The organism is Vibrio sp. MarTm2 (assembly GCF_027587055.1).
Taxonomy (GTDB): domain Bacteria; phylum Pseudomonadota; class Gammaproteobacteria; order Enterobacterales; family Vibrionaceae; genus Vibrio; species Vibrio sinaloensis_D.
In genome coordinates, this window is record NZ_JAPPTK010000006.1 from 113,439 (window position 1) to 125,592 (window position 12,154).

Genomic DNA, 12,154 nt, shown 5'->3' on the forward strand with positions numbered 1-12,154 from the left:
TAGCGAGAATAGGGAGGGAATTTGGATATCATCAATACCAAATCGAAGTTTAGATACAACAAAGCCCGCTAAAAAGCGGGCTTTGCGTTTCGTTCACTGGGAACTAAATTTGGTGGGTCCGGGCGAACTCGAATCGCCGACCCCTACCATGTCAAGGTAGTACTCTAACCAACTGAGCTACGGACCCAAATTTAATGTTCGGCATACTTTGGTTTTAGTATGGCTTTAAGGAGTGGTGGGTCCGGGCGAACTCGAATCGCCGACCCCTACCATGTCAAGGTAGTACTCTAACCAACTGAGCTACGGACCCATTCCTTAAGAACGAGATGGATATTACCGAGAGTTATTCTCGCGTGCAAGAGCAAATTATTGGTTTTTCTACCGTTTGCTTTACATCTAATCAAAAAGCCTGTTTTTTATACGCTGCGGCCGAATAAATGTGCACTAAATCATGTTTTGATTTTTGTTTGAGGTGAACTTATCTACCTCGTCCATCAAACATGACGATAATCGTGCGAGTAATAATATCAATATCCATCGCCAACCATGAGCGTAGCGAGCGAAGCGAAAGGGCGTAGCTGTGGTCAAAGCCGACTTTTCTGCGTACATCGTCAATACAGGTATCATAGCCTTGGTTTACTTGAGCAAGTCCAGTAATGCCTGGCATTACGCCATAGGTTCGATCAGCAAAGAAGGGGATCGCGTTTTCCAGTTTACTGTAGAAACTTGGGCGCTCTGGTCTTGGTCCAATCAACGACATTTCCCCACGAATCACGTTGAACAATTGTGGAATCTCATCAAGGCGTGTCTTTCTTAGGAAACGCCCCACAGGCGTAATGCGAGGATCGTTTTCTGTCGCCCAAACGGCACCGGTGCGCTGTTCGGCATCTTGATACATAGTGCGAAACTTGATGATTTCGAAGAACACCATTTTTTCTGGCGTCGATTTACCAACGCGCAGCTGTTTATAAAACACGGGCCCGGGTGACGAGAGCTTTATCGCAATAGCAATAAACGGCAGGATTGGTAAAAGCAGGATCAAAGCCACAACCGAGCCAGTAAGATCAAACAGACGCTTTGCAAAGTAGATGCTCATTGGGGTAGTTAAAATACTCATCATAAACTCCTTAGTGGTTCACTTTTGACCACTTGCCGGTTTCAATACCAAGTAAGTAACGGACGCCACCGACGAAGTTGGCAAGGTGCCCGGCAACAACATATAGAACTAATTTGCACACTTTGTGCTTGAAGATAAACGGGAACTGATAGCTAAGATATGCAAGGCAGTAAACAGCCAGTTGGCCTGCACACAAAACTGCAAATAGCGGTGAATGTAAAAGCAAGGCAGAGCTTAGCAAGCACGCAATCATTAGGTATGGGGTAACCAGTCTTAATCCTTTACCAGACAGAAAAGCAAACGCGACGCCGCCGTGTCTTGGGAGGAACATTTCAGCAAGCAGGATGGCTTGCTGCATGTTGCCAGCGGAGATACGCAGGCGGCGTTTGAAATCCATGCTCTCTGATGAGGCTTCCAGTTCAAGGGCTGTCATGTTTGCATCGTATTCGGCAAGGTAACCTTTTTTAACTATGTTCATCGGCAAGATGAAATCATCATTGATGGTGTTGGCTTGCAATTCGTCAAACAAACGCGTTCTGAATAGATAGAAGGCTCCGTGCGCGCCAAGTGTTGAGCCGAATGTGGCTTCATTCATTTTGACTTGGCACTGGTATTGCCAGTACTTTTGCTCACCTTTGTTTTGCGTATCGAACAAGGTGTAAGCGCCATTGACTACGCCCACTTCTGGGTTGACAAAATGCTTATTGGCTCTCCAGAGTGCATCGAGAGAGATGATGGCAGAAACGTCGCTCAGCGCAGTAATATCACTGGTGATGTGTTTCATTTCATCATTGACTACCGCCACCTTGCCGCGGTTGGTCTCGTGAGCGTGAATTTCAAAATGGGTATCGCAACAGATCGCTTCTTGAATTGTCTCTTCGGCCACCAACACAGTGTTATCGGTGCAACCATCACAGGCAATGATCACTTTGAACTTTTTCTTTGGATAATCTAAAGATGCGAGATTACGGATCTTGTCGGCGATCCACTGTTCTTCGTTGTACGCGGGAATCAAAATGGTCACGGTTGCGCATTCTTGATCCGCATTCTGCGTTTTGAAACCACGTGCTTGATGGCGTAGTGCCTTCAGTGGGTGGCTTTTCGAATACCAAGCAAGAATCACGGGGTAGCCCACGTGGTGGTAGACGATCAACAACGCACCAACAGAAAAAATAAGCATTAAAATTGTATCGCTCATGCGCGTTTCTCCTCAGTTAATGCGTTGTAGGCGTGAACCATTTGGCGGATATCATTGTTTGAATGCACAAACGTTCTAGGGCGGGCGATTATGGAGGTTTTTAGTGCCGATTCGATAGCATTCGCGAGAGAGCTGGGATCTTCGCTATCGACCAAAATACCCGATTCAGGGTCTAGGGTTTCGTCTGTCGCACCCACATCGGTGGCCACTGTGATAATGCCGCAAGACTGAGCCTCTAGTGTTGAGAGCGGAAAACCTTCAGAGCGAGAGGGTAAGCAAAACACATCTAGAGCTTGATAAAAGCGGGGCATATCATCGACTAAGCCGAGGAAGGTGACTCGATTTTCCACTCCTAGCGCGCGAGCTTGTTCCTCTAGCGTTTCCCGCTGGCTGCCGTGCCCAGCGATGACTAAATGGATGGAACTCGGCATGTGAGAAAACGCCTCAATCAGTACGTCATGACCTTTGACTGGCTCCAGTCTTCCCGCAGAGCCAATGATCTTGGCGTGTACTGGCAATCCTAGCGATTGGCGAGCGAGCAGCTTAGCACCCGGTTTGAAGCGTTCGCAGTCAACGCCGTTTTTGATGACCGAGAGATCGTTGTAAGCGAAATATTGATGAATTTGATCGCGCACGCGTTTAGCGTCTGCCACTACTTTCGGCTTGGCAATTTTCAACGCTAGACTTTGTAGGAAACGGTGTTTGAACGCCTGCAAGTGCCACGCGTCGTGCTCGGTATGAATTCGAGTATGAACACCAGCCAGCCTTGCGGCTACCGCGCCATAAAGTAATGGACCAATATGGTGGGTATGAACGCAGTGTGGTTTGATCAAGCGAAACAAGGTATGGAGTTGACGAAAAACCTGCCCACTTCGGCCTGCGGGCTTGTCTAGAAACATGAGCTGGTTTTGGTAGCGTGCCAATTTTGGCCAGTGGGCGATGGCCTCTGCTTTGTTTCCTTCTAGGCTTACAATCATAACGCGCTGACTAGGGTTCGAAAATGCCAACATGTTTAGCGCAAGCGCTTCTAAGCCCCCGGGGGCGAGGTGTTGCACGACATGGATAATGAGTTTTTGTTGGATTGCCATTGTGTGACCTCTCTTAAAGCGGGTAGTCAATACCCCAATTTCTCTTATGTCTTTCTAAATAGATGATTTGCATAGGTCGTGCCAACTAAAAATTCTTATATAAACAATGGTTTGTGATTGTTTTTCATATTCCTTTTTCAAATTGGTCAAAATGAAATGCGAAATGATTGGAACTATTTCATTTTGGGTAGGTAGGTCAGCACCGGTGCTTTGGTGATGGTTTCGATCTCTTCGATTCGTCGAATGGAGGAGTTGAAAAGCTCAATAAAGGTCGCAACACCGCCCCCCAAACCTATCCCTGCGACTAAACCAGCAAGGATGAACACAATCACAGGTAAATTAGACGGGTGGCTAGGTGTATAAGGTAAGTCGATGATCTTAACTCGCTTGCTTTGCTCGAATACGCCGAGTGAGCCAGTAAGCTGCGCCATTTCATAGCGTTGAACCAGTTCATCATACAGCTGTCTCTTGAGGTTAACTTCTCGATCAAGTTGATAGAGCGTTCTTGCGCGGTCACCAAATTGATTGGCTGACGTTTCTAGCTCTTCAATCATGGATCTTAGGCTTTTGGTTTCTTCAGTAAGCGATTCATAGCGGCTACGTACGAGTTGTAAATTGTGCAACTGTGTCACCAGTAAGGGTTGGACTTCGCCAAGTTCGGACAAACGTCCGCTGCTTGCGATATCCCACAATTGGTTACTGTCAACGCTGGGTTGCTCAAGATTAATCAGTTGGCTTCTCTCGCTTTCGAGGCGGCGAAGTTCGCGTTCTTTACCTTGAACCGCACTGTGGCTATTGGTGTACTTTGCTTTCAGCAAGGTGAGTGCGCTGCGCGTTTCGATGATCTGCTCCTCGATTTTACCGACAACGGGGTTTGTGCGGGAGAGCTGTTGATCCAAGGAGCCCAAACTGCGTTTCACCCCCGCGAGCTCTGCCTCTTTCTCTGCCAAGCTCTGCTTCAATGAGGCAAGGCGAGAAAGGCTCTGACTTTGCATTTCAGGCGTGACGGATGAAAACTCGTTTTTGAAATTTGCCAGTTTGACCTCAGCGTTTTCCAACGCGGTTTTACGTTCTTCAATGTGGATGGCAAGAAATTCAGCCGAGTCTTTAATCGATGAACGTTCCGGAGCCAGAAGCTGCTCTATAAAGTGATCGCTGATTGACTCCAACAATCCTTTCATACCGTCTGGTCGTGGCGCGGTTAGAGTGATTTTCAAAAAGTCTTTGCCAGGCTGAGTCACGTTCAAACTGGCGGCAAGGCGGTTGATCACGCGATCTTTTTCAAGCGGCGACATGGCGTCATTGATGAGTTGGTGCTCAATGGCCACCGCGGTTAGCACATGGCGACTTTTCAGCAGGGTGCTCAAGGCGTTGAGTCGCTCTTTAAGCATGGTTGAGACGGCAATATCTTCCAGAAACGGGTTCATTTTTGCGGTTTCTTGAATCAACATACTGGTGTGTGACACATAATTGGCGGGCGCCATTTTGCCAATAAAGTAGCCCGCAAAAGGAAAGATCAAGATGGGCAACACAATGATGTATCGCTGTCTCCACGCTGCATTCAGTAACACGATCAGTCGTAGTTTAAGCTCGGTCATATGGCCTCCAACAAGCGAGATAACTCGATACTTCGGCTGTCCCAACTTTCGTCAATGAAATGCATGTGGGTTTGCTTACTGGTTTGCTTCTGGACACGGTCGAGTGCAGCGCTGAACTCGTTGACAGTTTGGGCAAACTGCAGCTGGTTTTGGTATGGATATGCAGCTGGAAAAGGCGATGAAATGACCGCCGAGCCTGCTGCGAGATACTCTTTGAGTTTTAACGGGCTGCAAGCGCGAATTTGATCGTTGAGTAGAAACGGCAGTAAACCGACTGTCCAATGCTGGCTATATTGTGGAAGCTCGTGATGCGCTTTCACGCCCAGATAATGCACATTGGGTAATCTTGGTAGTGGGTTATGCGATAGCTCTAATGGGCCGATAAAAACAAACTCCCAATCAGTACGTTGCTTACATAGTTGATCGAGCATCTTGTAGTCGAGCCAGTTCGATAAGCTGCCATAAAACCCCGCGATAGGCTTTCCGTTGCTGGGCAAATCTAGGGCGCGAGGGTGTGGCTGGGTAAACAAAGAGACATCAACGCCATGGGGCAGAAAATGGGTTTTGGCACGCGGAAACTTGAGGCATAGCTTGTCACTTGCCGCGAGCACAAGATTGGCGTGAGAGACTAAGTCCAGTTCATGTTTGCGAACGACATCATGATCAACACCCGCTAAAGAAGTAAAATCATCGCCGCAGTAGTAGACCACCGCTGACTCGTTGAGGTGGCCACACACATCAGCGGCTGTCGGTAACGAGGTCCAAAGGATCGGCTCTTTAAGCTGCAGCATTTTGATGATGGGTTTTAGTTGGCTGACCATCAGATGTTTCGCTATGGCTCTCGCAAAGGCCGATGAAGGCGCTGGTATGGTTTTAATATTGGCAACATGGATGTTGGGATGCTGCTGCGAAGAGGTTTGGTATCCTTGCTTCGCTTTACCAAGCAATTTATTCCAAGCTCTCCCGATGTCATTTTTGCTCAATCGTGGCTGACGCAAACCAATCGAGTTGACCCAGAGTACGCGGCGGTCATGGGCCAAACGTGTGATGAGGTGTTGGGTGCTAGAAGGCAGTCCGCCAAAGTCTTCACCAAAAACAATAAGATCACGCATCTTAAACCTCCGACTTATCCAGTGAACGAACGACTTTTGCAGGGTTACCGACTGCAACCACAAAGGGCGGTATGTCCTTTGTCACAACACTTCCCGTGCCGATGATGGAACCTTGACCAATGGTGACGTTGGGGCAGATGGTGACGTTGGTGCCGATCCACACGTCTTTCTCCAGGACGATGTCACCAATATCTTGTTCCAAATCGCCATCGCCTTTCGCTCGCAATACAGCATCCATCGAGTGACCGGAATAGCCAAAGAAAAAAGCGCGACCCGCTATGCGAACGTTGTCCTGAATTTCAATTTTCCGGCCAACGGCGAACGTGCTTTGCCAGCCGATATCCACATTGCTGCCAACGATCAATTGAGGACGATGAGTCTGTGGGCGACCGCTGAAGGTGGTTTGTCCGGAAATGCGGCAATCGTCACCGATCGAAATTTCGAGAGGACCAGACACAAAAGGAACGCCCCCAAATAGATACAAACCTCGGCCATACTGGCTAAGGCGCCCTTTAAACGCAGGCGTATGGATCAGTACTCGCAAGACGCTGGCTATGACGCTTTTAAACAGGCTATACATCGCAGCTATCAGAGTGTTGAACCACTTTGGGGTGGGTAGATCACACGCTCTGACCGCTTTCAAAATGAGAAACACTTTGCGAGAGGTTGGGTTGTCACTCTCTTTAAGCCAAATTTTTAATCCGTTGAGTTGTTGCGTTAGCATAAGCCCATCCTCAATTTACGAGTTATGGGTTAGCTATTACACAGAGCGTGCCAGAAAATAACCTGAACAATTACAAATAGTTAAACTGACTTAACTGTCGCTTTCAGCGGTTTTCTCATTTTGAGTTGAATTTTGAGTGATGCGAGAGATAGCAATGCACAGCGCGGCCAAGATATAAATCGGCCAAGTGAAGCCTTGCGTGAGGAAAGTGCCAGAGACAATGGTACCGACAATGCCAGCATAAACCGCCATAGAAGTCGCAACGAAGAGTGGGGAGAAAAGCGCAGGGTTTGAGTCCAGGCTTTTCATGGTTTGCCGACTGGTTTTGAGTAAGCCAATGATTAACCAGATAAACACGAGCAATCCCAAAAAACCCGTTTCCGCTAAGACACCAAACCAAGTGCTGTGTACAGCGTGATTCAATCCGTCCCAATGTGGGCTGTAGAAGAAGTAGTTGACGTAAAAGTTATCGAGTCCAACGCCAGTCAGCGGGTTGCTGACCGCCATTTTGAAAGCTGCTTCCCATGCGTATAAACGCCCCATAGCTGACGCATCAATCCCTTCTTCGGCAGCGCCGCCTGATTGTCTGTCAGAAATACCCGCCGCCAAGAAAAGCGCGGATGCCGCGACAACCCCTAGTGTTATGAGCAACGTTTTCGACTTTATCAATCTAAGCCCGAACATACCAAAGACCGCCAATGAACCGAGCAACCCGCCACGACTTTGAGTAGCCAGTACTGCCCAAATGGCGAGAAGCACCCCAACAATCCCTAATAGCCTAGCCATGCCGATGTTCTTGGTGGTGGCAAAAGAGATGGCAAAGGCCAAAGGGAACATCAACACCAATGAGAGATCATTTGGATCGCCGAGCATAGATCCTAAATGACGGCCTATCGTAACACGCGTTCCTTCGACCAATCCAATACCGTTCAGGGAGTTAAAAATCGCGACCCCAGAAATGAGAACGCCCGAAATGATGATGAGTGTAGCGATTCTTTTCACCGCATCTTCCGTGTCCACCAACCAAGCGATCGCTAGGGTCATTACGATGATCTTCCAGTAGATATTTTTAAAAAATGCAATCGAAATACCCGGGTTGGACGCAAAAACAATCCCAATAATGACAAGCAACCAAAAGGCAGCAAGTTGGGTTAAGTTTGGATGCCAGTAGATTTTTACCTGACGGCTAATAATGGTATGCCACATGAGCGCAGACAACGCTCCGAGTGAGAGCAGCAAAGGGATTTTCAAAGAGTACAGCGCGGGGAAGGCTTCGTGAATTCTGAAAAAAGAGAACAGAACAAACAGGCTGACCAGCCAAAAGGTTTGGTTGAGCACGAACAAGATTCCAAAGGGCACTAAGCAAAGAACGGCAATGAGAGCAGGGTGAGGCGCCAAACTCCAAATGCCAATAAGGAGAAAGCACAGCACTGTCATGCCAATGATAGCGGTTCTTTGCTTATGTGCAGTCACCATTTGAGTGTTCTCCCTACTTTTCACCCGCCGTAGCGGTGGTCGAGAACTGTTTACGGACCTGCTTGATATCAATCAAGTTGACGCGCTGCGCGTAGGCAATCAGTGCTAACGGTTGAAGAACGAACATCAATAGGGTCACGGATTGGGGCTGTTCGAAACTGCCACTGATGACCAACAGCGAGCTCAAAGCGATCAGACCTAGTGTGGCACCAGTATGATAAGGAAGTGGCAACAAACGCTGACTCATGATGAGCGCAAACAGGAATCGGCTGACTTGGCCACACAATAGCGCAACCAAAATGGCGTAGACCCCATATTCAATGGTAAGCACACCGACGATAAACGCTATGACGATAGCAACGAGATTAATCGACAATAACTTAGTGGTTTGCTTGGCATGGAGAATACCAATATTGATCATTTCAGTAAGCTCTTTGAACACCATAACCATAATAGTAATCGCGACCAATTGTGCTGCTTGATGATAGTTTGCTGGCAGCGCTAGCGTGATAAACAACTGGCTCGCCCAAGATAAAGCCACAGCAACCACACAAAGCAACAGCGCGCCCTGTTGAATGGTTTTTGCGACCGCCAAATTGCCTTGAGTTTGTTGTACCTGAAATCGTCTTGGCATCCACCACATGTGAAAGGGTTGAATCATGATGCCCACGCCTAGAGCAAACTTTGCGGCGATGGCGTAAATGCCAAGTGTTTCTAGATCTGTATAGCCCGCGATAAACCAACGTTCTGCGCCGCTTAGTGCAAACGCGACCATTGCTGACAGCATTAAAGGAGAGGAATAGCGCAGATAACTTTGCAGTTGTTCTCGGCTTGGGAGGCGAATGCTAAATGGCAAGTAGACATGCAAAAACAAAAACTGCCCCAGTGTGCAAATGACGTTTGCAGCGAAAATAAGTGTCACGTCTGGGCGATAGAACAAAATCATAACCAGTAAAGCCACTTGCACAATAACGGTGGTGATGCACAGTTTGAAAAACAGCATGGCTTGATTGTGAAGGCGCAACCAAGCAAGCCCAATCGCGAGCGGCGCTTCATAGCAAAGCACAATACCGATTAAAAATGACTGGCTTTCACTGATGCTCTCAATAGGCGCACCGATAAGGTTGTAAAGGGTGAAACACGCTATCCCAAGGCCAGATGAGATCAGCAGCGTTGCGGTATAGAGCTCACTCGCTTTGCGTTTTTGGGTGTCATGGCAATCAATGGTTCCAATGAAACGATAGAGATTCTCATGCATGGCTAAGCCAATGACCATTGAAAAAAAGACCGCTGTTATGCCGATAAACTCAAGCTGACCGAGTTGAGCAGGAGAGAGGTAATGCGCCATTAATGGAAGGGTAAACAGCGAGATGCCTTTCATCAAAAAGAGGCTAACCGCATAAAGGCTCATGTTTTTAAGAGGATTGCTCGCCATGTCCGCCTCCTTAAGCGTGCTGTTCGACAGTTGCCGAATGACGGCATAGGTAACGCGCGAAGGTGTCGTAACGTACCGACGCCTTGTATTGCTGTGCAATATCGAGACCATTTTGGCAACAGCGTTGCATTGCTTGCTTATCATTGAACACGTACAAGAGAGCATCGCACAGTGAGTCAACATCGTTAGGCTGGTATTTGACGCAATTTTCGTTATGAGTCAGGACTTGATCCCAATAAGCATTGTCACTAGGGATAAGCACGCACATCCCAGCCGCAAGAGCTTCAAGAATCGATAAACCAAACGGCTCATTATGGCTGGTCGAGACAAAAATGTTGGACTGGCGACGAATCTCGTCTAGGTCGGTAGGGTCTTGATGCCATTGGGTATGGGGCAGTTCAACAGGCGCGTTTGAGACAGGCATATTGGTGCTTTGTGGTTGAATGTAGCAAATATTGAACGGCAGCGGATGCAGAGTGTGAGCCAATTTTACCGCGTCGATTAAGGTATCGACGCCTTTCCACGTCAATAGCGACGCAGCCCAGAACCCAACAGGAATGTCACGCTGGCATGGAGTGGGCCAGCGTGATTCAGTGATGCCGTTAACCGTCTCAAAATAGTTCTCAGATTGAATGAAAAGCTCAGACAATGCACCTACGTCACCGTTATTCAAGCTAGACCAGAAGTATTGTTCGATGGCGTTTTGAATGCTTCTCTTGGTTGATGGCAAGAAAAAGACCGCATCAGCATTGACGAGGCAGTAACCGATCGAGCGAGAAAGCCCAACATTACCGTGAACCCATTGAATCACGCGTTTGCCGGTCAGCTTCTTGATAAGATAAAGGGGCATGTCGATCCCCGGACCTGAAGCGCCAAGCAGTTGCGAGGTTTGGTAAAACCGCACCATAAAAAAAAGAACAACAACGGTCGCGATCAGTTGTTCAAACCAATAGAGCAACCCGTTGTGATGTTGAGAGGTCCATTTACACAGAGGCAGCGAGCAGATTTTTGCATCATGCAGCTGGTGAAATTCACTTTTTTGCCAGTATTGTTTATCTGCGGTTAACACGATAAACCGCTGCGTTTGAGGGTTACATTGCGCAAGCGCATCACTGGTGGCGACTTTAGAGCCGCCTTTGAACATGATGGGATCATAAATGAGAGTTACAGGGCGCTTATCCATGTTGACCTCCTAATAGACTAAAACGTCTTGCCATCACTGCTTTCAGTGGCTGAAAGGTACCCAAAACACCGATTGAGCGAACAGGTTTGTTTTGCCATAGGTTTAGGTAGACTTTCTCGATCGCGCGACAAGTCACTTCAAGGCCGTGATGAGCGATAATGTGTTCATAGCCTTTGGTCGCCAAGTAGGCGCTCAGTTTCGGATTTGCCATCACGAGGCGCATCGCTTTAGTCATGCTCCGGATGCCCACATTTTTGTACAGAAGCCCTGTTTCACCATGGCGAACAAATTCTGGAATGCCTCCTTCATACGGGGCTATCACAGGAATGTTGGCCAGTGATGCTTCCGCGATCACCAAGCCAAACGCTTCATTGCGGGCTCCGCTGATGAATGCATTACAACCTTTTAGCCATCCGACCACATTGCTCTGTTCCCCGACAAAGTGAATGCAATGAGCGAGTCTAAGTAGCTCTGCTTGGTTCTCTAGGTTACTACGCAGTGGGCCATCGCCAATGACAACTAGGTGGGCATTTGGGTATTCCAACGTTAGATGTCTCAGCGCGGTCATGATTCTGTCAACGCCCTTGCGGTGAATCAAAGAGCCAACGGTGGCGAACACAAAGTCATCGTCAGGGATATTAAGTTGTTGACGGACATCGACCTTGGGTTGGTCAATGAGCGCTTGGGTGTCGATACCGTTATGCACGACGGATAGGTTGGATTTCGGATAGCCATCATCGAGTAACGATTGCGCGGCATGTTTACTGACCGCGATAATATGTGGGCTGGCATTGATGCCAAGCGTCAATCTGTCTCGCGCGATGTAGCTGCAATGCAGTTGCGTAACAAGCGGTATGTGCTTGATCTTGGCAGCGGCTACCATCCATTGGCATGGAGCGGCGCTGTTGACATGAACAAGGTCGATGGACTCTCTTTCAATGATCTTGCAGCCGTATTCGATCAGATTAAGCCAATTTACAGCATCAAAACGAGGGGCTTTCCATCCAAGTAGTAACGGAAACTGATTAACCTCGTTGTCGATGTTCATGATGTCGAGTTGTCGAGACAGGGCTTGATTATTGGTCCAAATAAATGGGTGGTACTGGCGATCGTCGAGATATTTCACCAGATCTAGCAAGCAACGTTCGCTACCACGAATCCAATTATCACCATAATGCACAAACAGTATTTTCTTCGCCATAACGTGTCCTTCCTGTTCCAAA

At 48.0% G+C, this 12,154-nt stretch carries 10 protein-coding genes and 2 tRNA genes; all 12 read right to left on the reverse strand.

Features of this window, described 5'->3' with window-relative positions; translation table 11 throughout:
* Window positions 1-110: 110 nt before the first annotated feature.
* Window positions 111-187 (reverse strand) — tRNA-Val (locus tag OH458_RS13450).
* 46 nt (window positions 188-233) lie between these two features.
* A tRNA-Val gene (locus OH458_RS13455) sits at window positions 234-310 on the reverse strand.
* Window positions 311-478: 168 nt separating this feature from the next.
* Window positions 479-1,117, reverse strand: a complete 639-nt coding sequence (locus OH458_RS13460; RefSeq protein WP_038134513.1) for a sugar transferase — start codon at window positions 1,115-1,117, stop codon at window positions 479-481.
* A 10-nt stretch (window positions 1,118-1,127) separates the two neighbouring features.
* Window positions 1,128-2,315: a glycosyltransferase family 2 protein gene (locus tag OH458_RS13465; protein ID WP_269978701.1), complete on the reverse strand. Its 1,188-nt coding sequence runs from the start codon at window positions 2,313-2,315 to the stop codon at window positions 1,128-1,130.
* Window positions 2,312-3,403, reverse strand: a complete 1,092-nt coding sequence (locus OH458_RS13470; protein WP_269978702.1) for a glycosyltransferase — start codon at window positions 3,401-3,403, stop codon at window positions 2,312-2,314. The genes OH458_RS13465 and OH458_RS13470 overlap by 4 nt, the downstream gene beginning before the upstream one ends.
* A 173-nt stretch (window positions 3,404-3,576) precedes the next feature.
* Window positions 3,577-5,001, reverse strand: coding sequence for a GumC family protein (locus OH458_RS13475; protein ID WP_269978703.1), 1,425 nt, complete (start codon window positions 4,999-5,001; stop codon window positions 3,577-3,579).
* On the reverse strand, window positions 4,998-6,113 hold the full coding sequence (locus tag OH458_RS13480; protein WP_269978704.1) for a glycosyltransferase: 1,116 nt from the start codon (window positions 6,111-6,113) through the stop codon (window positions 4,998-5,000). Before OH458_RS13480 ends, OH458_RS13475 begins: the two co-directional genes overlap by 4 nt.
* 1 nt (window position 6,114) lies before the next feature.
* Window positions 6,115-6,837, reverse strand: a complete 723-nt coding sequence (locus tag OH458_RS13485) for an acyltransferase (RefSeq protein ID WP_269978705.1) — start codon at window positions 6,835-6,837, stop codon at window positions 6,115-6,117.
* 90 nt (window positions 6,838-6,927) lie between these two features.
* The gene (locus OH458_RS13490) at window positions 6,928-8,313 is read right to left on the reverse strand and encodes an O-antigen ligase family protein (RefSeq protein WP_269978706.1); all 1,386 of its coding nucleotides are present in this window, start codon (window positions 8,311-8,313) and stop codon (window positions 6,928-6,930) included.
* A 13-nt stretch (window positions 8,314-8,326) separates the two neighbouring features.
* Window positions 8,327-9,748, reverse strand: a complete 1,422-nt coding sequence (locus tag OH458_RS13495; RefSeq protein WP_269978707.1) for a lipopolysaccharide biosynthesis protein — start codon at window positions 9,746-9,748, stop codon at window positions 8,327-8,329.
* A 10-nt stretch (window positions 9,749-9,758) separates the two neighbouring features.
* A complete protein-coding gene (locus tag OH458_RS13500) occupies window positions 9,759-10,931 on the reverse strand; it encodes a glycosyltransferase family 4 protein (RefSeq protein WP_269978708.1) in 1,173 nt (390 codons plus the stop codon).
* Window positions 10,924-12,132 carry a glycosyltransferase gene (locus OH458_RS13505; protein ID WP_269978709.1) on the reverse strand — a complete coding sequence of 403 codons (1,209 nt, stop codon included), beginning with the start codon at window positions 12,130-12,132 and terminating at the stop codon, window positions 10,924-10,926. Before OH458_RS13505 ends, OH458_RS13500 begins: the two co-directional genes overlap by 8 nt.
* Window positions 12,133-12,154 lie beyond the last annotated feature (22 nt).

Coding starts and splice junctions, on each gene's coding strand:
- OH458_RS13505 (WP_269978709.1), bottom strand. CDS start 12,132: ATGGCGAAGAAAATACTGTTTGTGCATTATGGTGATAATTGGATTCGT.
- OH458_RS13475 (WP_269978703.1), bottom strand. CDS start 5,001: ATGACCGAGCTTAAACTACGACTGATCGTGTTACTGAATGCAGCGTGG.
- OH458_RS13470 (WP_269978702.1), bottom strand. CDS start 3,403: ATGGCAATCCAACAAAAACTCATTATCCATGTCGTGCAACACCTCGCC.
- OH458_RS13500 (WP_269978708.1), bottom strand. CDS start 10,931: ATGGATAAGCGCCCTGTAACTCTCATTTATGATCCCATCATGTTCAAA.
- OH458_RS13480 (WP_269978704.1), bottom strand. CDS start 6,113: ATGCGTGATCTTATTGTTTTTGGTGAAGACTTTGGCGGACTGCCTTCT.
- OH458_RS13495 (WP_269978707.1), bottom strand. CDS start 9,748: ATGGCGAGCAATCCTCTTAAAAACATGAGCCTTTATGCGGTTAGCCTC.
- OH458_RS13485 (WP_269978705.1), bottom strand. CDS start 6,837: ATGCTAACGCAACAACTCAACGGATTAAAAATTTGGCTTAAAGAGAGT.
- OH458_RS13460 (WP_038134513.1), bottom strand. CDS start 1,117: ATGAGTATTTTAACTACCCCAATGAGCATCTACTTTGCAAAGCGTCTG.
- OH458_RS13465 (WP_269978701.1), bottom strand. CDS start 2,315: ATGAGCGATACAATTTTAATGCTTATTTTTTCTGTTGGTGCGTTGTTG.
- OH458_RS13490 (WP_269978706.1), bottom strand. CDS start 8,313: ATGGTGACTGCACATAAGCAAAGAACCGCTATCATTGGCATGACAGTG.